Here is a 20,578-nt window from a genome sequence, read left to right as displayed (position 1 = left end):
GATCACGCAGTGCCTGCCAGCATCGCTCACGCCGCTCGAGACCGCGGTTGCAACCTTGCTGTACGAGATCGAGGCGGTGACGCCGGAGGAGCTTCCCCTTGCCGAGGCGCTCGGCTGCGTCGTGGCCGAAATTCCGGCTCTCCCATCCGTTCCGGCCCGCGATCTTGCCGCCGCCGATGGTTGGGCGGTGAACGCCAATGATGTGGTCGGCGCGTCATCCTATTCGCCGCTCGCCGTAGTGAGGCCTCCGACCTGGGTCGATGCCGGCGATGCGATGCCGCAACACTGCGACTGCGTGCTCGATATCGACGCGGTCGATACGTCGGGCCCGGTCGCCGAAGTCATCGTCGAAGGTGTGCCCGGGCAGGGTATCCGGCGCGCCGGCAGCGACGTCGCTGCGGACCGCCCGGCGATTGCGTCAGGTCATCTGATCCGCCCGCGCGATCTTCTCACGGCGCGGGCCGCCGGGCTGGAAACGCTCAACGTGCGCCGTCCGCGGCTCCGCATCGTCAATCTTCCCGGCGGCACGGCGACAGCCCATCTGATCGCCGACCATGCTCGCGCCAACGGCGCCCACGTCACTGAGATAGAAGCCGCAGCCCGCGATGCGTCGTCGATCGCGGACGCGCTCGACCCGGTCGGCTCCGACCTGTTGATCGCCGTAGGCGGCAGCGGCGTCGGCCGCAACGATGCAACGCTCACCGCGCTCGCCCGCCGCGGCGAGGTGCTTGCCCATGGCATCGCGCTGCAGCCTGGGCGCACCGCGGCCATCGGACGGGCTGGTGCGGTCCCCGTTCTCATGATGCCTGGCGCTCCCGATCATGCGCTCCCCGCATGGTTCGCCTTGGCGCTTCCCGCGCTGGAGCGTCTGACCGGACGACGATCGCGGGAATCGCGGCTCCTGCCCCTGGCGCGCAAGATCGCCTCGAGCGTTGGCCTCGCCGAGATCGCGCTGCTTGAGGAACGGGATGGCGCGTGGCTTCCGCTCGCGACTGGCGATCTGCCGCTTCATGTCATGGCCCGCGCGGATGCGTGGCTGTTGATCCCGGGCTCCAGCGAAGGTTTCGCGGCAGGCACGCCGGTCGATGCCTATCTATGGCGTGAATGATATGGCTCGAAAGACGACCAACATTTCGCCCCCGAACAATCGCGATAGCGGCGAGCAGGACCAATTCCTCACAATTCTCTCGCGCGAAGAAGCTCTCCAACGGTTCGAGGCCGCGCTGTTTCCGCGCGCTATCACAAGGGAGCAGCGCGGGCTTGCCGATGCGCTCGGCAGCGCGCTCGCCGACGATGTGGTGGCGCCGCTCGACGTGCCGCCCTTCGATCGTTCCAATGTAGACGGTTTTGCCGTTCGCTCGGTCGATCTGTCTTCGGCAACCGAAGGCACCCCGGTTCGGCTAGCGTTGAACGACGAAGCGATCGCATGCGGCACCGCGCCCACCAAGCCGGTGCTGTCGGGAACGGCGACGACGATTGCGACCGGTGGCCCTCTGCCGCGCGGCGCCGACGCGATTGTTATGGTCGAACACACCCAGCCGGCGGATGGCTTCGCCATCGACGTGCGCCGCACCGTTTCGCCCGGACAGTTCGTCTCCTACGCCGGTTCTGACATCGCCCGCGGCGAGACGTTGCTGCGGGCCGGAACGGTGATCGGCTCGCGCGAGGTCGGCATGCTGGCGGCATGCGGCATCGCGGAGGTCAGTGTTGCCGGGAGGCCGCGCGTTGCTGTCATCTCGACAGGCGACGAACTGGTGCAGCCCGGTTCACCGCTTCGCCCCGCCGCAATCTACGATACCAACGGCGCGATCGTCGCCGCGGCGATAGATGAAAACGGCGGTGATGCGGTCTTTCTCGGCGCCGTCCCGGACGATGATGCACAGCTCGAGGCGGCGATGCGGCGCGCGCTTCTCGAAAGCGACATGCTGGTGCTGTCCGGCGGCACCTCCAAAGGCGCTGGCGATCTGTCCCACCGCATCATCGGCCGGCTAGGTAGCCCAGGCATCACCGCGCATGGTGTTGCCCTCAAGCCGGGCAAGCCGCTATGCCTTGCTGTCTGTGACGGCAAGCCGGTCGTGATCCTGCCGGGATTTCCGACCTCGGCGATGTTCACCTTTCACGACATGATCGTGCCGGTGCTTCGACGAATGGCCGGTATGCCGCCCCGCACCGATGCCAAAGTCAGCGCGAAGGTGCCGATACGGATCGCTTCCGAACTCGGCCGCACCGAATTCGTCATGGTTTCACTGGTCGAAGGTCGCGACGGACTGATCGCCTATCCAACCGGCAAGGGCTCGGGTGCGATCACCTCGTTCGCGCAGGCCGACGGCTTCCTGCGTATCGAGACATTGGCCGACCACATGCCGGCCGATACCGAGGCGGAGGTCACGCTGTTCACCCGGCATGTCCGGGCGCCGGATCTTGTGATCATAGGGAGCCATTGCACCGGACTTGATCTCGTCACCACGCCGCTCGCGCGCGCGGGCCTCATCGTGCGCTCGATCGCGGTCGGCAGCCTCGGCGGACTGGCAGCGGCGCGGCGTGGCGAGTGCGATCTCGCGCCCATCCATCTGTTCGACGACAGGACCGAGACCTACAACACGCCTTTCCTGGTCGAAGGACTCGAATTGCTGCCGGGCTGGCGCCGCATGCAGGGCATTGTGTTTTGCAGGGGAGACCGACGATTCGAAGGCGTGAGTGCGCAGGAAGCCGTGCGTGCTGCGCTGGCCGATCCTTCCTGCATTATGGTGAACCGCAACCAGGGCGCTGGCACGCGCATCCTGATCGACCGGCTGCTCGGAGGCGCGCGGCCGGAAGGTTACTGGAACCAGCCGCGTTCGCATAATGCGGTTGCCGCAGCGGTGGCGCAGCGTCGTGCCGATTGGGGCATGACCATTGCGCCGGTGGCGCGGGCCTCCGATCTCGGCTTCATTCCGCTCGCCGAGGAGTATTACGATTTCGCGCTGGTGACGGCGCGAAAGCAACGTCCTGCGGTACAGGCCTTTCTCGACGCGCTGGTATCGGACGAAATCCGGACAGCGCTGGACCATGCCGGCTTTCGGCGGGCGTGACGGCCAGAACAGTTCATATTTGGATGGAAACGCGACTTGTCGTCATTGCGAGCTGGCGACCAAATTGACTCTCGCCAATTTTGCGCTGAGCGAAGCAATCCAGTTCTTGTTTTGAAAGCATCTGGATTGCTTCGTGGTTCCGCTCCTCGCAATGACGAGAAAAGAGCCCCGATTCCACCAAGCCATAAACGGCTCTAGCCCCCGTCGAGGGCCGCCAGCCGTTCCGCCTCTGCGATGTCCTCGACCGTATTGGCATTGAAGAACGGATCGAGCGGTTCGGTCGGCCAGCTTACAGCCGCGAGCCGGTAGCACGCGGTCCAGCGGTCGATCTTGCGGATGTCGTCTTTGACCAGCGCGCGGCGCAGCTCCTCGCGCAGGCCGACATGCCAGAGCCCGATCACCGGATGCGATTGTTCGCCGGACACGGCGACCGCAAGTTGGGCCTTCTCCTCCGCGCGGCCCTGATGCAGGCGCATGACAAGATCGCGCGGCAGGAACGGGCAATCCGCGGCGGCGCTGAGCACCCATTCGACCCCGGGGCGGTTCGTGGCCGTCCAGTCGAGCGCAGCAAGAATACCGGCGAGCGGTCCGGGAAAATCGGGCACGTTGTCGGCGACGACCGTGAGCCCGAACATAGCGAACCTTCCGGGATCGCCATTGGCGTTGAGAATGATCCCGTCGCATTGCGGCTTCAGCCGCGCAATGACGCGCTCCAGAATGGTACTGCCGCCGATCGTCCGCATCGGCTTGTCGCCGCCGCCCATGCGTCGCGCAAGGCCGCCGGCGAGCAGCACGCCCTGGGTCGGCGGGATTTCAATCGTCAATGCTCTCCCCCTTACGCTTGTGCCGCGCCGACTCGTCCTCGACATAAGTGAGGTTCTGATCGTAGACGATGCGCTCTTCGCCCGACAATGCGATGAAGCGTTTTCCCCGTGTGCGCCCGACCAGCGTCAATCCCACCTGCCGCGCCAGATCGACGCCCCAGGCGGTGCAGCCCGAGCGCGACACCAGGATCGGAATGCCCATCCGCACGGTCTTGATCACCATCTCCGAGGTCAGCCGTCCTGTGGTGTAAAGGATCTTGTCGGCGGGATCGACGCCGTGTTGGTACATCCAGCCGGCAATCTTGTCGACGGCGTTGTGACGGCCTACATCCTCGGTGTAGCAGAGCGGCGTGCCTTCCCTGCACAGCACGCAGCCATGGATAGCACCGGCCTCAAGGTAGAGCGAGGGCGTGGTGTTGATCGTGTGCGTCATCTGATACAGCCAGGACGTGCGCAGTTTCGCCTTGGGAAGCTCGACGCTTTCGACTGCTTCGAGCAGATCGCCGAATGACGTACCCTGCGCGCAACCGGAGGTCTGCGTGCGCTTCTTCAGCTTGTGCTCGAAATTGGTGTTGTGCTCGGTCCTGACGACCACGACCTGCAGATCGTCGTCATAGTCGACCTCGGTGACGACGTCGTCGTATTTCAGCATGTTCTGGTTGAGCAAGTAGCCCAGCGCGAGGTATTCCGGATGGTCGCCGATCGTCATCATGGTGACGATCTCCTGAGCGTTCAGGTAGAGCGTCAGCGGCCGCTCCATCGGCACCTTGATCTCGACATTCGCGCCGGTCTGGTCGATCCCGATGACGCGCTGGGTCAGCCGTGAATCGTCCGGGTTCGGGACGATCAGGGGGACCGGTGATTTTTCGATCCTCATCATGTCAAAGACGTTAGCATGACATCGGCGTCGAACCGATATAAACATGTGGAATAAATGCCGCTGGCCTGTCGTTGCGGGCGCCGCAACCCAAAAGCGGGTGGTGCGGATGCAGCCTGGATTGATTGGCCGCTTCGCTGCTCGCGATAGCGCGGAAAGCGAGCCGGCTCCGAGGATCAGGATGAAAGTCATCGGCCTGGCGGGATGGAGCGGCGCCGGAAAGACCACGTTGCTGACGCGCCTCATTCCGTATTTGCTGAAAGAGGGCCTGAGTATTTCCGTAATCAAGCACGCTCACCACAATTTTGATGTGGATGTGCCCGGCAAGGACTCCTGGCGTCACCGCGAGGCCGGCGCGACCGAAGTCCTGGTGTCATCCGAGCGGCGCTGGGCGCTGATGCATGAGCTGCACGAGGCTCCCGAGTTGCATCTTTTTGAACTGCTGCAAAAGCTGGCCCCCGTTGACCTCGTTGTCGTCGAAGGATTCAAGCGCGAGCCGCTGCCCAAGATCGAGGTCCACCGTGCCGGTAACGGCAAGCCCTTCCTGTTTCCTGACGACAAAAACATCGTCGGCATCGCCGCTGACATTGCGGTTGAAACCAGGCTGCCGGTGGCCCATCTCGATGATATCTCCGCTATCGCCAAGCTCATGCAGCGCGCGGCGATGCCGGTGGAGGAGATCGATACGCTGCGCGCGGTACGAGGCTGAAGAGGCGCCATGGCTCAATTGTCCGACGATTGCTTTGCCTTCGGCGGACCGATGATGTCGGTCGACGACGCGGTCGGCCTGATCGCTACGTCCGTCAGCGCGGTCACGGACACCGAAACGGTGCTTCTTCTCGACAGCGATGGACGCGTGCTCGCACGCAACGTTACCGCGCCGTTGCCGTTGCCGCCTTTCACCAATTCCGCGGTCGATGGTTACGCGGTGCGTAGCGAGGACATTACGAAAACGACGGAGAATATCCTGCCGGTGGTCGGCCGCATTCAGGCCGGCGCTGCGGCATACGAGCCGTTGAAGGCCGGTCATGCTGCGCGCATCTTTACCGGTGCGCCGATTCCGCCGGGCGCCGATACGGTGTTCATGCAGGAAGACGTCCGGATCGATCCATCCGGCAAGGTCGTTTTGCCGCCTGGCTTGAGGCCGGGAGCCAATGTCCGTCCTGCGGGCGAGGACATCCCACAAGGCGAGATTGGCTTGCGTGCCGGCCAGCGCCTGAGCCCGCAGCACGTCGCGCTCGCCGCCGCGTTCGGCTTGACCCGGCTTAAGGTCGTCAGGCGGATCCGTGTCGCGGTCTTTTCGACCGGCAACGAGTTGGCCGCGCCGGGCGAAGCGCGTGCCGGCGCGCAACTCTTCGATTCCAACCGCTTCATGCTGATGGCGATGCTGCGCAGGCTCGGCTGCGAGATTACCGACCTTGGCATCGTCCGTGACGACCTCACATCGCTCGCCGGCGGTCTGAAGAAGGTCGCAGGCGAATGCGATCTGATCCTGACCACCGGCGGCGTTTCGACGGGCGAAGAGGATCACGTCAAGGCGGCGGTTGAAAGGATCGGCACGCTGGTGATGTGGCGCATGGCGATCAAGCCGGGCCGTCCCGTCGCGATGGGGATCATCGGCGGCACGCCCTTGATCGGATTGCCGGGCAATCCGGTCGCGAGCTTCGTCACCTTCGTCCATGTCGTGCGGCCGACGGTGCTGGCGTTGTCGGGCGCCTTGCCCGAACCGCTTATGCCGATGCCGGTGCGCGCGGCTTTTACCTACAAGAAAAAGCCCGGCCGACGCGAATATGTCCGCGCCAGCTTGCGCAAGGCCGACGATGGCAAACTCGAGGCGATCAAGTTTCCGCGCGAGGGCGCCGGGCTTTTGTCATCGCTGGTCGAAACCGATGGTCTGGTCGAGCTCGGTGAAACCATCAGTCGGGTCGAGCCCGGGCAGGGCGTCGGGTTTCTTCCTTATGCCAGCCTGCTGTGAGGATGCGTTGACCTTGATCGCACCCACCGTCATCTTGCGCACATGAACAGGACGAAGCTTGATCTCACCGGACTGAAATGTCCGTTGCCCGCCTTGAAGACAAGGAAGGCGCTGAAGCCATTGCGGGCGGGCGATCTGCTCGAAGTGCACTGCACCGACCCATTGTCGGTCATCGATATTCCAAACCTGATCCGCGAAACCGGCGACAAGGTCGAAATTACCGAGCGCAACGAGCAGCGCATCGTTTTCCTGATAGAGAAAACGAATGGCGCGATAGAAATCTGATTATTTCGGTCCAGACGGTGATCGCTAGAGGCGAACGCCTGATGTGGAGAAGGCAACACTGACCGGTTTCTGAACGACGTTGAGGCCCTCGACGGCCACAAGCGCAAGCACGATGGCGCAGACGCACGCCAGCAAAAAGGTTTTCATTCGAGTGTCCTCCAGAGCGAGGCATCATCCGCAACGACGCAGGGCAGGGGTTCTACTCCGCGGGCGTTGCCGACGGCCGGCGGTGCGTTTCGTTGACGCCGGTGCGGGCATTTTGTTCGTCGAGCCAGAGGCTGTGATGTTCCCTGGCCCAGTTCAGGTCCACCGTACCCTCACCCATCGCCTCAAATGCTCCCTCCATTCCAATCGTGCCAATATAGATATGCGCCAGCATGACGGCGACGAACAGCACCGAGACCACGGCGTGAACGACGTGCGCGAGTTGCATGCCTTCGATGCCCGTCAAATAGAAAGGAAACATCAACTGATAGCCGGTCGCCGCCACGGCACCTCCACCGACGACGACGATCCAGTAGACAGCCTTCTGACCGGCATTGAAGCGATAGGCCGGCGGGTGGTCATGGCCGACCATGCCGCCGCCGCGCTTGAGCCACTCGACATCGACCTTGTTGGGAATGTTGCCGGCGATCCACATCAGGAAAATCAGAATGACGCCGATGGTGAAGGGGAAGCTCAGATAATTGTGCGCGTACTTGGCCCACTGCGACCATTCCGAGAATGCCGCAAAGCCGATCAAGGGCAGCAAAAGAGGACGACCGAAGGTAATGTTCAGGCCTGAAATTGCGAGAATGATGAAACAGGTTGCGGTCATCCAGTGCACGAAGCGCTCGAAGGCGGAGAAGCGAACGATGGTGCGGCCTGAGCGACCGCTTTGGATGCGAACCATGCCCCGCGCCAGATAGAAAATGCTGAGGATGGCAAGCATCCCGAGTATCGCGATGCCACCGATCCAGCGCAGCGTGACATCGCGGAAATGCCGCCAGTCCCGGCCGGCCGGTTGTTCCAGCACGCCTGAGCGCTGATCCGGAATGCTGACGCGTCCATGGATGCGGTCCTGTTCCTGAAAAAGCTTCTGCTCCGTCACCGCGCTCGCGTTGGGGTCGACCCGGGACGGCTGCTGGGCGGATGCCGGAACGACCAAAACGATGAAGAATAAGGTCCAGACACAGGCGGCGAAGCGAACATATCTTGCGAAAGACGCCATGAGGACTCTCCCTCGATTTTCAGCTGCGCCCGTCGCGCAGCCGCTCCCACCCGCGAATTACGACGTGATGGTTTCCCGGTAGGCTGTCTGCCAACCCCATGCGCCGGAACCGTACCCCCGCTTGGTCACCCTTTCCTTGTAGATTTCCGCGATGATCTCGCCATCGCCCGCGAGCAGCGATTTGGTCGAGCACATCTCCGCGCACAGAGGTAGTTTACCTTCGGCAAGACGATTGGCTCCATATTTCTCGTATTCTTCCTTGGAGCCGTCGGCTTCCGGACCGCCAGCGCAGAACGTGCACTTGTCCATCTTGCCGCGCGAGCCGAAGTTGCTGACCTTCGGATACTGCGGCGCGCCGAACGGACATGCATAGAAACAATAGCCGCAGCCGATGCAAAGATCCTTGGAGTGCAACACCACGCCGTCTTCCGTGGTGTAGAAGCAGTTTACGGGGCACACCGCGGCACATGGCGCGTCGGTGCAGTGCATGCACGCCATCGAGACCGAGCGTTCGCCCGGCTTGCCGTCGTTGATGGTCACGACCCGACGCCGATTGATCCCCCATGGCACCTCATGCTCATTCTTGCAGGCCGTAACGCATGCGTTGCATTCGATGCAACGATCAGCGTCGCAGAGAAATTTCATCCGGGCCATGGCTGTTGCTCCTTATGCCGCGACGATCTGACAGAGCGTGACCTTCGGTTCCTGCATGCCCGTTGCAGGATCGTAGCCGTAGGTCGTGATCGTATTGGCACTCTCGCCCAGCACGATCGGATCGGTCCCCTTCGGGTAGTTGTTGCGCAAATCGACGCCTCCGAACCATCCGCCGAAGTGGAACGGCATCCACGCCACGCCCTTGCCGACCCGCTCGGTCACCAGCGCCTTCATCCTCGCTTTCGAGCTGTTCTCGGCGCCCGTCACCCAGACCCAGCCGCCGTCCTTGATGCCGCGTTCGGCGGCGTCCGCGACGCTGATCTCGATGAACATGTCCTGCTGCAATTCGGCGAGCCACGGATTGCTCCGCGACTCCTCGCCGCCGCCCTCATATTCGACCAGGCGGCCTGAGGAGAGGACGAGCGGAAACTGCTTGGCGATTCCTTTCTCGACCGCGGCCTTCTGCACGGAGAAGCCGATGTTGGGTAAGCGGAACTGCTTGGCGTCCGGCAACGTCGGATATTTCGACACCAGATCGACACGCGGAGAGTAAATGGGTTCGCGATGCACCGGGATCGGATCCGGCAGACCGAAGGCGTTCATGCGCGCCTTGCCGTTGCCGTAGGGAACGCAGCCGTGCATCAGCGCGACGCGCTGAATACCGCCCGAGAGATCGAGCGCCCAGGACACCGTATCCGGTTTGTCGGGATTGACCTTGTTGATCGTGGCCATCTCGCTCTCGGTCAGATCCTTGTCCCAGCCAAGCTTCTTCAAGCTCGCCAGCGTGAATTCGGGATAGCCGTCCTTGATTTCCGAATCCTTCGAATAGGAACCGTCCGCGAGCAGGCTGACCTTGCGGGTGCTGCCATCGGGCAGCTTCTCCTCGCGCTCGAGTCCGAAACGCGGGCGGAAGCAACCGCCGCCGTCCATGACCGCAAGATTGGTGTTGTAGAGCAGGGGCGTGCCCGGATGCCGCACCTCCGGCGAACCCCAGCACGGCCACGGCAAGCCGTAATAGTCCCCACCGACTTCCGGATCGTCCTTTGGCGCGCGCATGGTGACCAGATCGAACTTGTTCTGGTTTTTCATGTGCGCCTTGAGGCGTTCCGGCGATTGGCCGCAATAGCCGGTCGACCAGCTCCCGCGATTCATCTCGCGAAGGATATCCTCCGCCACCGGCAGGTTGTCCTCGACCTTGATGTTCTTGAACAGCTTGTCTGCAAAGCCGAGCTTTTTGGCGACAAGATACATGACCTCGAGGTCGTCCTTCGACTCGAAGACCGGCTTCACGATCTGCTCACCCCATTGCAGCGAGCGATTCGAGGCGACGCGCGAGCCCTTGCATTCGAACTGCGTGGCGACAGGCAGAAGATAAACACCGTCCTTGCGGCCGGCTTGTACCGCGAGCGAAGCCCATGTGGTCGGATGCGGGTCGGCGATGACGAGCAATTCCAGCGCCTTTAGTCCCTTCATCGATTCGGGGATTCGCGTAATGCTGTTGCTGGCGTGTCCCTGCACGAACACCGCCTTCACATTGTCTTTCTGGGCCACGTCGGCTTTTGGAAGGATAACGGCGTCGAACCACCGCGTCAGCGGAATGCCGGGCGTTTCCATCGATTTCTTGTCGTCGAAACGTGACACCAGATAGTCGTATTCGACCTCCCAGACACGCGACCAGTGCTTCCAGGCGCCTTCGGCCAGGCCGTAGTAGAAAGGCAGCGTCACGATATCGAGCCCGACGTCGGTCGCGCCCTGCACGTTGTCATGGCCGCGGAAGATGTTAGCGCCGGTGCCGGGTTTGCCGACATTGCCGGTCAGCAGCAAGGCGATGCAACTCGCGCGCACATTCGCGGTGCCGACCGTATGCTGGGTCTGCCCCATGCACCAAATCAACGTCGCCGGCTTTTCCGTCGCGAACATCTTGGCGACGCGCTCAAGCTGCGCGCCCGGAACGCCACTGACGCGTTCGACTTCCTCCGGATTCCACTTCTCCGCTTCCTTGCGAAGATCGTCGAAACCGTAAACGCGTTGCCGGATGAATTCCTTGTCTTCCCAGCCATTCTTGAGGATGTGCCACATCATTCCGTACAGAACCGGAATGTCTGTTCCCGGCCGCAGCCGCACGTACTCGGTCGCATGTGCGGCGGTCCGCGTCATGCGCGGATCGATCACGACGACATTCGCCTTGTTCAATTCGGCGCCTTCAAGAAGATGTTGTAGCGAAACCGGATGCGCTTCGGCGGGATTGCCGCCCATGATGATCTGCGTTTTGGAGTTACGAATATCGTTGAAGCTGTTGGTCATCGCGCCGTAGCCCCAGGTGTTGGCCACGCCGGTCACAGTTGTCGAATGGCAGATGCGCGCCTGGTGATCGGTGTTGTTGGTGCCCCAGAACGCACCGAGCTTGCGGAACAGATACGACCCTTCGTTCGTCATCTTCGCCGAACCGAGCCAATAGACCGAGTCGCCGCCCGACTTCTGGCGGACCTGCACTAACTTGTCGCCGATCTCGTCGATGGCCGTATCCCACGAAACGCGCGTCCATTGTCCGTTGACAAGTTTCATCGGGTAGCGGAGGCGGCGCTCGTTATGGACGAGTTCGCGCACCGATGCGCCCTTGGCGCAGTGCGAGCCGCGATTGATCGGCGAATCCCAGCTCGGCTCCTGGCCGATCCAGACACCGTTCAGCACCTCGGCGGTGACGGTGCAGCCGACGGCGCAATGCGTGCACACGCTTTTACGAACCGTCGCGCCCGACGTCAGCGGCCCCGCAGCCGCCGCTTCGGCCTTGCGGACGGTGCCGAGCGGCAGCGTGCTCAACGCGGCAAGACCGCCGGCGGCCAGACCGGAACGGCGCAGGAACGTGCGGCGGTCGAAGCCTTTTCCCGGCTCGGTCAGCGTTCCGAGAGCCGAACCGCCGCGCGCGATTTGCGCATTCTGTCGCTGTGATCTCTTGATCAGCACGGCAGCCTCCTTCAGCTCGGATAACGGTTGACGCGGTAATATGCCTTGACGTCGTCGGTTACCCGGTAGCGGGATTTGCGCTTCTCATCGTAGGTCTCGCTATCGGCCTCGGCGGGCGACGCAAGCGGCGATATAGCCAGCGCGCCGACACCCAGCGCACCGACGCCGACCCCGCGCAAAAAACTACGACGGCCGACGGCTGCTTCACCCTCATCGTTGTCGTTTTTCATCGCGAGTCCTCCTTGGTGAGCGTTCGATGACCGCTCAATTGGTGAGCGTAAAGGCCTCCGCTTCGATCTCCAGAAACAGACGGCCGAGCGCTCCGACCGGACGGTAGAAATTCGCGCCGGCAGCGTTCTCCATATCGGCGAACAAACGCCCCATCCAGGGCGCGATATGTTTCTCAAACATCAAGCGCTGTGCATCTCTGGAAGCCGGGATGCAGCCGCCTGCCAGACCGGCCATGATCTCGCACAGCGTCGCCGCATGATCCTCCGGCTCGAAATTGTTCTCGGCACGTTCAATGCCGAGCGCGGCGAGATCCTGCCGCAGGCGCGACAGCGGCCGCTCGTTGAGGAAGCCGGTCAGATAGAACGATGCGTACGGCAATAATTCGCCTCGCCCCAGGCCGAGGAACAGGTCGAAGTATTCGCGCTCGACGACAACGGGAGTGATCGTCGACGCCGCTTGTGCCAGCCGGGTGTGCGCCAACTCCAGCGGAGTCGCATCGCCGCGCAGTCGGGCGAGCTGTGCGAGCAACGTATCCGGTGGCGCGCGCGAGAGCAGCGTGGCGAGCAGCGCATATTCCTGGGCACGGCCGACATCAACATCGTCAACGTCAACGTCATCAGCCACGGCTAACTCACTATAAAGGTCAGGACGAAGTTCCAGGCGCGATATGCCGGTTACGGCTTCTACAGCGATCACCCGCTCGGCGGGTACCCTGTTCCAGTTCGACACCGATGGCTGCGAGATGCCTATTCGACGGGCAAGCTCAGCCTGCCCACCAGCCACCTGAATTGCCCGATCTAATCCTGAATCGCGCATATTCGTTTCCCGAGTGAGCGCCCCGATGCGTCTTTCTCTTTGGAACGATTAAAAGTTAGGCCTTCGCGCTGACGGTCGTCAATGGCTAACTATAGGTAGGGGCTATATCTTCGTTGGAACTCTATCTTGGCAATGCGCCGCCGTGAGTGCGACGAACAACTGAAGGGCCATCCACTCTTCGTTGACTGTTCTCCTGTCGCTCACGCAGGTCGGCTTCAGGATCTTGCGACGAAATATATTCCGACTCTCTCTGCTCCGCTTCGCAAGCGATTTGTCCGGCCGCTGCGGTGGGCACATCGGCCGCCGCCGGCAATTCATGCCAGTCAGCTTCCGCCGATGGAGCCTGCTCGGTTCCGGGATGCGGTGCAGCATCGCCCGCGATGTCGTCGGTTGCGCGCCGCGCGCCACCAACGATCCTGGCGACCAGATCGCGCAGCTCTTCCGGCGTATAGTCCAGCGGGCCGAACCCCGGCATTGCATCGGGATCGTTGAAGTCCCAGGCATTCTCGGCGAGCCCGACGAAGTCGCGGATCGTCGGGTCTGCGATCCAGGCACGACGGAGCGCCTCGCGACTCAACGCTAGCGGAACGCCCTTGCGCAGGAACGCGGTGACGTCGGTGGTCGCTGAGATCGACTCAAGCGACGGCAACGTCGAGAGGTCGAATTCCTCGACGGATTCTACCACGCCTTTCGAAGCTGGCGGGACGCTCTCGTTCTTCTGTCCCTCGTTTGCCTCGGAAACAGGTGTTTCGGAAGGGACAGACACGTTCGCCATGCGCTTGCGGCGCGCCCAACGGCTCAGGAAACCCTTGTCCGTCATTCGTCCCGACCTCCGCGCGCACGCCGCCCGAGCGCTTCGAGATCCGCGCGACCGCGCTTGCGCTTGACGAACTCTTCCCTCTCGACGTGGTGTTCGGCGATGAATCGTTCAATGGCGCCGCGGATGACATCCGGCATCGGCACCGCTTCGACAAGATTGGCCGACGCGTCGGTGAAACTCTCGCCCTCGGCAGAGTCGGCGGTGACCGCCGTGATTGCATAAGGCCACGGACCTTCGGATGGGCTCATAACCACCCAGATGATGGCCGCACCGGAGGCCAGATTTTCGCGATAACGCCCGGTCTCCGAGCGGTAGAGATCGATCGCGGCACTCCCGGCATAATAGAGCGTGCCATCCGCATCCGCGCGCAGCGTCGTCCATGGCTCGATGTCCGGCGCGCCGGGCAGCACACCGACCGCGCGCCAGATAAAATCGGTCCAGGCAGATGCCGCCGCGCGGCGTTCGATCACCACGCCGACAGGAATGCGCACAAGCGGTGACGCGGCAGGGCTCAACTTGCGGCCTCCAGATGCTTGACGGGCAGTCCGGTGACCAGATTCTGCGGTTTCATTCGCAGAATGTGGTCGGGCGATGTCGCCAAAATCAGATAGACTGGCTCATTCATCCGCCCATCGATGATGGCTGTATGGTCTGAAAACACAAGCCGGAAAAGCGCCGCGACTTGGGCGGCCATGTCGCCGTCGAGGGATTCATCATTCCAAAGCCGGTCGCCGATCCTGGTAGCCTCGGAATCAAGTCCCACGTACCAGGTGAATTTTGCATCGCGCAACTCCGCGAGCGGCTCGATCGTCACATCGACTGCGAGCAGGTGCCTGATCCACCGGGTCATTGCTTCTGCAAGGGCAGCCAGACCACGCCCTCCGGCCGAGAGATCCAACCCCAGGTCGAACATATCGCTTCGACGCCAATAGCTGCCAGCATTCGCGTCGTCCATGACCTCGATCTGTCCGTCGGCGGGTATGTCCAGCAACGACAAGAGCGGCGCCGCGGGCGTCGGATTCGCGCTCGCGATCCATTCCTCATCGGCCGCCGTCACGGATTGTTGACTCGGCATGATGCGCTGCGGGCGGAAAAACAGTTCGCCGGCCCGTAAGACGAACGGATCGTCGCAGCCATCGAGCACGTTGCGCAGGATCACGTGTGTGAGTTGATTGACGAACAGCGGCGGCAAGGTAACCGCCCTGCCACGCATCAAGGCGAGATAGGCGGCCTCGAGGGTCTGGTGGCGCAACAACAGTTCGCGAAACGCCAGCACAAACCGCCAGTTTTCTCGCGCGTCGGGATCGCCGATTGCGGAAATGTCGGCCGCGTCAACGGGCCGTCGTGGTTGAGCCAGCAACGCCGCATGTAATTTTCGTTCGAACACGCAAGCATCCGGCGGCGGCATCAATTCGGGCCGGATGAAATAGGCCTTGAGAAATTCGTCGGTTGCCACCAGCCCGCCGCCCGGTCCGCGGTCGAGCAGATGATGGCCGCAGGATATCCAGAAATCCTTCATTTGCTATCACGCTCCACGAAGGTGTCGGCCAGATCGATTTCGTCCGCCGATTGCTCGGCATCATCGACTTCCAGAAACGAGAACGCGCGATGGGATTGCGATCCGCAGCGTGAGCGCAGCGTACGGAATGTTTCGCGGATCTCGCCAGCCTCCACCGTGCGGCGGACCGCGATCAAGATGCCAGCCGGGTCATTGCAAAGCGATTCGGCAAAGCCGACTTCTTCCTCGGCCGCGCGTCGCGCGGCGGCGAGATCGGGCGCACCGAGCCGCTCGACCAGGCGTTGCGCAAGCAATTCCACGACCGTATCGCGATCGCCATCCTTCACGTCCACGATCTGAACGAGGGTTGACCAACCCCACGATTGCAGGCCGAGAAATCCGCTGCGAAACGCGGAACGCGCCTTGCCATGCAGCGTCGCCGGATCATCACGCCAGAATCGGAAAGTGCCCGGCACCGCCCATTCGCCCGGCTCGGCGGCCGGGTCGAACACAAACGTATCCGACGGATCGAGTGCGATTGTCCGCAGCAGCTTCATAGCCGCGGCCCCCCGGTGTCCGGATCAAGCCACGATGGCGCATTCAATGCCGGCAGCAACTCACAGCGCACCGCGCCGGTGCCGCCTGTACGGCGCACCAGCAAGTCGCCATTCTCGGCAATCTCGTGAATGACGCCGGGCGTGCGCGGCAACCGTTGCACAAATTCCCGTGCAAGGCCGTCAAATCCGTCCGATTGCCAGACATCGCATGCCGTCATCAGATGGCGCGCGAAAGCCTCGGTCAGCCTTGCCGCGCCGACATCGCCGAAACCTTCCTGCTCCAGCGCCGACGCGAGGGGATGCGCGCCGGGCTCTTCCCCCGACATCAACACCATGCGGATCATGGCGCCGAATACCAGCCACTCCGGTCGTTCATCCTCCCTCGTGATCCCCGGCCATCCAAGACGTCCGCCACCAATCAGACCACCGTCGATGCGAATGGCATCCGGCCAGTCGACCGTCACCAATTTCCCCGGCGGCGCATAGGCCAGCAGAGCGTCGCTCAGTGCGACCATGCCGGCGTAAAGGGCGCGGCGCGCCGTGCGCAGCGGTTCATCCGGCTCCAGAACCACCGCGAACTCCGCAAGGTCGAAGCGTCCGACGTAAACCAGCGTGCCGGCGCCGCTTTGCGACGCAATATCGAGCGCATGGGTGAATGCATCCGAGCGCTCACGCAGCCGCACCAGCGCAAACGGGGGCGGCAGATCGAGAACCTGCTCGAAGGGTGCGCGGACACGCATGGTCGGCGGCAAGACGACCTCCGGCGACTATTTCATTCGTTCCAATATAGCTATAGGCTTCTCACTTCCGATACGAGTCCTGTGATACGCGATAAGCGCAGGTAGCGGCAATGGCGGACCGACCCCGGAAAATCCTGATGTGCTCGTGCGAGGACACGATGAGCCTGGATTCGGCCGCGGTCCGAAGGGCGTATCCCGACGCCGAGATTTCCACCTTTTGTCATATGTGCCGGACCGAGGTGGAGCGATTCCGCGATGCGCTACAAGACGGCGCCGCGCTGACTGTCGGCTGCGCCCAGGAGGCGCCGCTATTCTCGGAATTGGCCGGCGAGCGCGATGCTCCGATCAGTTTTGTCAACGTGCGCGAAACCGCAGGCTGGTCCACGCAGGGAGCGAAGGCGGGTCCAAAAACGGCCGCGCTGCTCGCGCTCGCGACTGAGCCTGCGCCGGACTTTCCGCTGGTCAGCCTGTCGAGCGAAGGCGTCATTCTGATTTACGGTCGGGACGAACGCGCGATCGAGGCCGGCAACCTGTTGGCCGATCAACTCGACGTGACTGTCCTGGTCAGCCAGCCGGAACCGCTGGAGCCGCCCGGCGTCACCACGTTCCCGATCGTCAAGGGGACCATCCGTGCAGCGACAGGCCATCTCGGCGCGTTTGAGCTGACGGTCGACGATTACGCGCTAGCGCGGCCGTCTTCACGCGACAAGCTGATATTCGAACCGCCGCGCGACGGAGCGGTCTCGCGTTGCGATCTCATACTCGATCTCACGGGCGGCGTTCCGTTGTTTCCGGCGCACGATCTGCGCGACGGCTACCTGCGGGCCGATCCCAAGGATCCGGCAGCGGTGCTGCGCGCCGTGCTCAAGGCCCGCGATCTTGTCGGCAGCTTCGACAAGCCACGCTACATCGACTTCCATGCGGAGCTATGCGCCCATTCGCGTTCGAATATCGTCGGATGCCACCGATGCCTTGATCTCTGTCCGACCAGCGCGATCACGCCCGATGGCGACCACGTCGCCATCAATGCGGAAATTTGCGCCGGATGCGGCCAATGCGCCGCAGCATGTCCGACCGGAGCCGCGTCCTACGCGTTGCCTCCCGCGGACGTGCTGGTCCACAAATTGCGCGCGATGCTGATGGCCTACCAGAAAGGTGGCGGCGCCGATGCCATCGTGTTGCTGCACGATGGCGAACATGGCACCCCGCTGATCGAGGCGCTCGCGCGTCACGGCGAGGGCCTTCCCGCGAACGTGCTGCCGCTCGGCGTCAATGAGGTGACGCAGGTCGGGCTGGAAGCGATCGTGGCGGCCTTCGCGTATGGTGCCGCCGGCTTGCGGCTGTTGTTGCGAGCAAAACCACGTCACGCGACAGTCGGACTTGGCAAAACGACGGCGCTGGCCGAGACGATCCTCGCAGGGCTCGGGCTCCACGGCCTACGTGTTTCCACGATCGAAACCGACGACCCGGATGCGCTCGGCGCAGCATTGTACGGCATTACGCCGGCCGCGGCCGTCCAACATCCGGCAAGCTTCAGGACAGTCGGCAGAACACGCGACGTCCTGCGTTTCGCATTGCGTGAATTGCATCGCGTGGCGCCGGCGCCGGTTGATGTGATCGCGCTGCCCGATGGCGCGCCGTTCGGTACTCTCGAAGTCGACGTCGAAGGATGCACGCTCTGTCTGTCTTGCGTTTCCGCCTGTCCCACCGGCGCGTTGTACGATGACCCGGAACGGCCGGTGCTTCGGTTCACTGAGGATGCCTGCGTGCAATGTGGCCTGTGCCAAGCGACGTGCCCGGAAAAGGTCATCAAACTGGTGCCGCAAATCGACTTCCGGGCGGCCACCGCGCCCGCGCGTACGCTCAAGGAGGAAGAGCCGGCGCTCTGTGTCCGCTGCCACAAGCCGTTCGGTGTCAAAAGCACCATCGACCGGGTCGCGGCGAAGCTGGAGGGCCGGCACTGGATGTATCCCAACGCCAACAAACGCGTCGATGCCATCCGGATGTGCGCCGACTGTCGCGTTATCACCATGAGCGAGGACGGTTTCAATCCGTTTGTCGACGTTCCCGAGCGCCCGGCGCCGCGCGCCACCGACGATTATCTGCGCGAACGCGACCAGGAAGCAAAGAGCTGATTATTGGCGGTGACGCGGGCCAGAAAGTCGGTGAGCGGCTTCGGTCGTCCAGTCCTCACTTTGGCCGATCCGCGTAACCGTATCGTCAAGGACGTCGCGAAGCGCCTCGCCACCGAGGCCGGATCGATAAAGATGTTCGACATCGCGGATCGGGTCGAGACGATCATGGCCGATGCCATTAAAATGTTCACCAATCTCGACTGGTTCAATGCAGCGCGGGCAGGGTATGCTTCGCCGCGAAGCCGCCATCGCCACGAAACCGGGAGCGTCGAAGGTGAGGATGTTCCATTGCAATAATCAGGTCCTCGCATGAAGGATGATGGACAGAAAAGCCTGCTGCAATGGCTCGCTCCCGAACTGGCAGCGAATGGCGTCCTGGGAAACGAACCGTGGGTCCAGATCAGCGCGCGTCAGGCCGAGGACATGTTCTCGGTAAAACCATTGGCTATCGCGGCCGTGACGATGGTCGTGGTCGAACCATTCGCGATCGACTATCTGAGGCAAGCTCCGGTCCTTGTCGTTGCGGCGGCGCAGGGCATGGAGTGCTGCCGGCCAGCGGAACGAGAATTTGTCCTGCGGGATTGGCAGACGATCATCCATGACCGCCCGAAATTGCGCGATCTCCTGAGATACTATGGACTCGTCCGCCCGTTACGGGCGCTCAAAGGGCAAGCGTTCCGCGCCGGCCAAACCGAATATCAGATCATTACGAATTTGTGTGACATTCCGCCGTCGCCGCTGGCGCAGGCGATCCCGACCTCTATCCGCAAGCAGCACACCTGGCTACGCGCGCTCGGTGAATGGTCCGACGCCATGTGTCGTCGTGAGCAGAGCGCCAAGGCCCTTTTTGATTGGGCCGTATGCGCAATGGGCGATCATACGAGAAGCATGGCGGATGGCACCCTGGATCAGGCGTCCACTGTTGCGGATTACGCGGCATTTCATATCGATAGTTTCAATCGGCGGTGGAGATATCAGCGTGCTTTCCGGGCCGCGCTCGAATGGCATGAGGAACTCGCGCGGGCAAGCAACGAGAAGGCGTACCTTCTAACCCACAAGATGGGGTGGGACGATGTGATCGATTACGGAGACCTGCCGGGCAGCGTGACCATCGAAGGATACGAAATTGTCGCGCTCCAGTCCGGCGCGACGCTTCACGCCGAGAGCGCGGATATGCATCATTGCGTCGCGAGCTATGCTGGAAATGTCATACGAGGATTCAGCCGGATTTTTTCGGTGCGCAGAGACGGCCGGCGGGTCGCGACGTTCGAGATCAGCAAGTCAGGCTTCTTGCTTGCGTCGGGCGAGTTTCTTCAATTACCCTCCAGCAAAAGACCACCTTACAAGCTCATTCAGTTCAAGGGACCGTACAATGCCGAGGTCTCGCCCGAGATCGAAAAGGCGATCCATGCCTTTATGTCTGGTGTGAACGAAACAACCCGAGCCTCCGGATGAGCATGTCGCCCCCGATCACGCGCGAGCAGCTTCTGGTGCCGAAGCTCAATGCGCGATTGAAGCGCGAAGCTTTGGCTTTGTCACGGGTTGGGGATCGAAAGGCCGGCAGCGTCCAATGCGCGTCTCAACGCTTCGCGGGCCCGCTCCGGCGGCGTCCATCCATCCACCGCATCGCGGCATAAATGAACTGCAAGTCTGTAGGAAGTGTTTTCGACACCGCGCCAATAGCGAAGAAGGTACTCAAGCCCTTCCCATGCGCTACGGATCGTGTAGTGGCTGGTCTCGTCCAGCTTCGCCAGCAAAGGATTACGAAACGGCCTATCAGCCATAACTTCTCTCCCTTCATTTTTTGTAGTTTTGGCGGCGCGTTGTGATTCGCCGCTACAACTAAGCTAATCCTGAAGCAGGTTTATTCAAGGCAGGGTTGGTGCGCGATGGCAAAGAGTTTCTCTTTCAGCTTTGGGGT

At 62.4% G+C, this 20,578-nt stretch carries 22 protein-coding genes; 8 read left to right on the top strand and 14 right to left on the bottom strand.

Annotation, left to right across the window (positions count from 1 at the left end):
* Position 1: 1 nt before the first annotated feature.
* Both NHAM_RS16080 and NHAM_RS16075 read left to right on the top strand, forming a co-directional pair.
* On the top strand, positions 2–1,108 hold the full coding sequence (locus NHAM_RS16080) for a molybdopterin-binding protein (protein WP_041359161.1): 1,107 nt from the start codon (positions 2–4) through the stop codon (positions 1,106–1,108).
* 1 nt (position 1,109) lies between these two features.
* Positions 1,110–3,071, top strand: coding sequence for a molybdopterin biosynthesis protein (locus NHAM_RS16075; protein ID WP_011511528.1), 1,962 nt, complete (start codon positions 1,110–1,112; stop codon positions 3,069–3,071).
* Between the two features lie 194 nt (positions 3,072–3,265).
* Here NHAM_RS16075 and mobA read toward each other — a convergent pair whose 3' ends face one another.
* Positions 3,266–3,940: a molybdenum cofactor guanylyltransferase MobA gene (gene mobA, locus NHAM_RS16070; protein ID WP_049769434.1), complete on the bottom strand. Its 675-nt coding sequence runs from the start codon at positions 3,938–3,940 to the stop codon at positions 3,266–3,268.
* A complete protein-coding gene (gene fdhD, locus NHAM_RS16065) occupies positions 3,885–4,775 on the bottom strand; it encodes a formate dehydrogenase accessory sulfurtransferase FdhD (RefSeq protein WP_011511526.1) in 891 nt (296 codons plus the stop codon). Before fdhD ends, mobA begins: the two co-directional genes overlap by 56 nt.
* A gap of 178 nt (positions 4,776–4,953) precedes the next feature.
* Here fdhD and mobB point away from each other — a divergent pair, with 178 nt between their 5' ends.
* Genes mobB through NHAM_RS16050 form a run of 3 tightly spaced genes read left to right on the top strand, consistent with a single transcriptional unit; the run spans position 4,954 to position 7,032 of the window.
* Positions 4,954–5,481, top strand: a complete 528-nt coding sequence (gene mobB / locus NHAM_RS16060) for a molybdopterin-guanine dinucleotide biosynthesis protein B (RefSeq protein ID WP_041359159.1) — start codon at positions 4,954–4,956, stop codon at positions 5,479–5,481.
* A 9-nt stretch (positions 5,482–5,490) separates the two neighbouring features.
* Positions 5,491–6,747, top strand: a complete 1,257-nt coding sequence (locus NHAM_RS16055; RefSeq protein WP_011511524.1) for a molybdopterin molybdotransferase MoeA — start codon at positions 5,491–5,493, stop codon at positions 6,745–6,747.
* Between the two features lie 42 nt (positions 6,748–6,789).
* Entirely contained in the window at positions 6,790–7,032 is a 243-nt protein-coding gene (locus NHAM_RS16050) for a sulfurtransferase TusA family protein (RefSeq protein ID WP_011511523.1), read from the top strand.
* A gap of 24 nt (positions 7,033–7,056) precedes the next feature.
* Here the strand turns inward: NHAM_RS16050 and NHAM_RS28925 are convergent, their stop codons facing one another.
* The 11 genes from NHAM_RS28925 to NHAM_RS16000 form a co-directional block, all read right to left on the bottom strand.
* The gene (locus NHAM_RS28925; RefSeq protein WP_283805352.1) at positions 7,057–7,179 is read right to left on the bottom strand and encodes a hypothetical protein; all 123 of its coding nucleotides are present in this window, start codon (positions 7,177–7,179) and stop codon (positions 7,057–7,059) included.
* A gap of 52 nt (positions 7,180–7,231) precedes the next feature.
* Positions 7,232–8,242 (bottom strand): formate dehydrogenase subunit gamma, encoded by a 1,011-nt coding sequence (locus NHAM_RS16045; protein WP_011511522.1) that lies wholly within the window; start codon positions 8,240–8,242, stop codon positions 7,232–7,234.
* Positions 8,243–8,299: 57 nt separating this feature from the next.
* Positions 8,300–8,896, bottom strand: a complete 597-nt coding sequence (gene fdh3B, locus NHAM_RS16040) for a formate dehydrogenase FDH3 subunit beta (protein ID WP_011511521.1) — start codon at positions 8,894–8,896, stop codon at positions 8,300–8,302.
* Between the two features lie 12 nt (positions 8,897–8,908).
* Complete coding sequence (locus tag NHAM_RS16035; protein ID WP_011511520.1) at positions 8,909–11,860, bottom strand: formate dehydrogenase subunit alpha; 2,952 nt, start codon at positions 11,858–11,860, stop codon at positions 8,909–8,911.
* Positions 11,861–11,871: 11 nt separating this feature from the next.
* Positions 11,872–12,090, bottom strand: a complete 219-nt coding sequence (locus tag NHAM_RS16030; protein ID WP_011511519.1) for a twin-arginine translocation signal domain-containing protein — start codon at positions 12,088–12,090, stop codon at positions 11,872–11,874.
* Positions 12,091–12,124: 34 nt separating this feature from the next.
* Complete coding sequence (locus NHAM_RS16025) at positions 12,125–12,907, bottom strand: Cro/CI family transcriptional regulator (protein WP_011511518.1); 783 nt, start codon at positions 12,905–12,907, stop codon at positions 12,125–12,127.
* Positions 12,908–13,028: 121 nt separating this feature from the next.
* Positions 13,029–13,727 (bottom strand): DUF3306 domain-containing protein, encoded by a 699-nt coding sequence (locus NHAM_RS16020; protein ID WP_011511517.1) that lies wholly within the window; start codon positions 13,725–13,727, stop codon positions 13,029–13,031.
* Complete coding sequence (locus NHAM_RS16015; protein ID WP_011511516.1) at positions 13,724–14,242, bottom strand: DUF3305 domain-containing protein; 519 nt, start codon at positions 14,240–14,242, stop codon at positions 13,724–13,726. The genes NHAM_RS16020 and NHAM_RS16015 overlap by 4 nt, the downstream gene beginning before the upstream one ends.
* On the bottom strand, positions 14,239–15,246 hold the full coding sequence (locus tag NHAM_RS16010) for a DUF6352 family protein (RefSeq protein ID WP_011511515.1): 1,008 nt from the start codon (positions 15,244–15,246) through the stop codon (positions 14,239–14,241). The genes NHAM_RS16015 and NHAM_RS16010 overlap by 4 nt, the downstream gene beginning before the upstream one ends.
* Complete coding sequence (locus tag NHAM_RS16005; protein ID WP_011511514.1) at positions 15,243–15,782, bottom strand: DUF6505 family protein; 540 nt, start codon at positions 15,780–15,782, stop codon at positions 15,243–15,245. The genes NHAM_RS16010 and NHAM_RS16005 overlap by 4 nt, the downstream gene beginning before the upstream one ends.
* A complete protein-coding gene (locus NHAM_RS16000) occupies positions 15,779–16,522 on the bottom strand; it encodes a biotin/lipoate--protein ligase family protein (RefSeq protein ID WP_041358250.1) in 744 nt (247 codons plus the stop codon). The genes NHAM_RS16005 and NHAM_RS16000 overlap by 4 nt, the downstream gene beginning before the upstream one ends.
* Before the next feature lie 158 nt (positions 16,523–16,680).
* Between NHAM_RS16000 and NHAM_RS15995 the strand changes: the two genes are divergently transcribed.
* From NHAM_RS15995 to NHAM_RS15985, 3 genes are read left to right on the top strand one after another with little or no spacing between them, the layout of a single operon-like run.
* Positions 16,681–18,657, top strand: a complete 1,977-nt coding sequence (locus NHAM_RS15995) for a 4Fe-4S binding protein (protein ID WP_041358249.1) — start codon at positions 16,681–16,683, stop codon at positions 18,655–18,657.
* Positions 18,658–18,666: 9 nt separating this feature from the next.
* A complete protein-coding gene (locus tag NHAM_RS15990; protein ID WP_245270072.1) occupies positions 18,667–18,954 on the top strand; it encodes a citrate/2-methylcitrate synthase in 288 nt (95 codons plus the stop codon).
* 12 nt (positions 18,955–18,966) lie between these two features.
* Positions 18,967–20,112 carry a PcfJ domain-containing protein gene (locus NHAM_RS15985; protein WP_011511511.1) on the top strand — a complete coding sequence of 382 codons (1,146 nt, stop codon included), beginning with the start codon at positions 18,967–18,969 and terminating at the stop codon, positions 20,110–20,112.
* An 80-nt stretch (positions 20,113–20,192) separates the two neighbouring features.
* On the opposite strand, the gene NHAM_RS25155 is transcribed toward NHAM_RS15985, so the two are convergent.
* On the bottom strand, positions 20,193–20,441 hold the full coding sequence (locus NHAM_RS25155; RefSeq protein WP_011511510.1) for a DUF982 domain-containing protein: 249 nt from the start codon (positions 20,439–20,441) through the stop codon (positions 20,193–20,195).
* Positions 20,442–20,578 lie beyond the last annotated feature (137 nt).

This window comes from Nitrobacter hamburgensis X14, assembly GCF_000013885.1.
Lineage (GTDB): Bacteria > Pseudomonadota > Alphaproteobacteria > Rhizobiales > Xanthobacteraceae > Nitrobacter > Nitrobacter hamburgensis.
The sequence above is the reverse complement of the archived record's forward strand: the minus strand, read 5'-3'. Positions and strand labels throughout refer to the sequence as shown.

Coding starts and splice junctions, on each gene's coding strand:
- NHAM_RS16075 (WP_011511528.1), top strand. CDS start 1,110: ATGGCTCGAAAGACGACCAACATTTCGCCCCCGAACAATCGCGATAGC.
- NHAM_RS16025 (WP_011511518.1), bottom strand. CDS start 12,907: ATGCGCGATTCAGGATTAGATCGGGCAATTCAGGTGGCTGGTGGGCAG.
- NHAM_RS28925 (WP_283805352.1), bottom strand. CDS start 7,179: ATGAAAACCTTTTTGCTGGCGTGCGTCTGCGCCATCGTGCTTGCGCTT.
- fdh3B (WP_011511521.1), bottom strand. CDS start 8,896: ATGGCCCGGATGAAATTTCTCTGCGACGCTGATCGTTGCATCGAATGC.
- NHAM_RS25155 (WP_011511510.1), bottom strand. CDS start 20,441: ATGGCTGATAGGCCGTTTCGTAATCCTTTGCTGGCGAAGCTGGACGAG.
- NHAM_RS16010 (WP_011511515.1), bottom strand. CDS start 15,246: ATGAAGGATTTCTGGATATCCTGCGGCCATCATCTGCTCGACCGCGGA.
- NHAM_RS16045 (WP_011511522.1), bottom strand. CDS start 8,242: ATGGCGTCTTTCGCAAGATATGTTCGCTTCGCCGCCTGTGTCTGGACC.
- fdhD (WP_011511526.1), bottom strand. CDS start 4,775: ATGATGAGGATCGAAAAATCACCGGTCCCCCTGATCGTCCCGAACCCG.
- NHAM_RS16050 (WP_011511523.1), top strand. CDS start 6,790: ATGAACAGGACGAAGCTTGATCTCACCGGACTGAAATGTCCGTTGCCC.
- NHAM_RS16005 (WP_011511514.1), bottom strand. CDS start 15,782: ATGAAGCTGCTGCGGACAATCGCACTCGATCCGTCGGATACGTTTGTG.
- NHAM_RS16030 (WP_011511519.1), bottom strand. CDS start 12,090: ATGAAAAACGACAACGATGAGGGTGAAGCAGCCGTCGGCCGTCGTAGT.
- mobB (WP_041359159.1), top strand. CDS start 4,954: ATGAAAGTCATCGGCCTGGCGGGATGGAGCGGCGCCGGAAAGACCACG.
- NHAM_RS15995 (WP_041358249.1), top strand. CDS start 16,681: ATGAGCCTGGATTCGGCCGCGGTCCGAAGGGCGTATCCCGACGCCGAG.
- NHAM_RS16020 (WP_011511517.1), bottom strand. CDS start 13,727: ATGACGGACAAGGGTTTCCTGAGCCGTTGGGCGCGCCGCAAGCGCATG.
- NHAM_RS16055 (WP_011511524.1), top strand. CDS start 5,491: ATGGCTCAATTGTCCGACGATTGCTTTGCCTTCGGCGGACCGATGATG.
- NHAM_RS15985 (WP_011511511.1), top strand. CDS start 18,967: ATGAAGGATGATGGACAGAAAAGCCTGCTGCAATGGCTCGCTCCCGAA.
- NHAM_RS16000 (WP_041358250.1), bottom strand. CDS start 16,522: ATGCGTGTCCGCGCACCCTTCGAGCAGGTTCTCGATCTGCCGCCCCCG.
- mobA (WP_049769434.1), bottom strand. CDS start 3,940: ATGTCGAGGACGAGTCGGCGCGGCACAAGCGTAAGGGGGAGAGCATTG.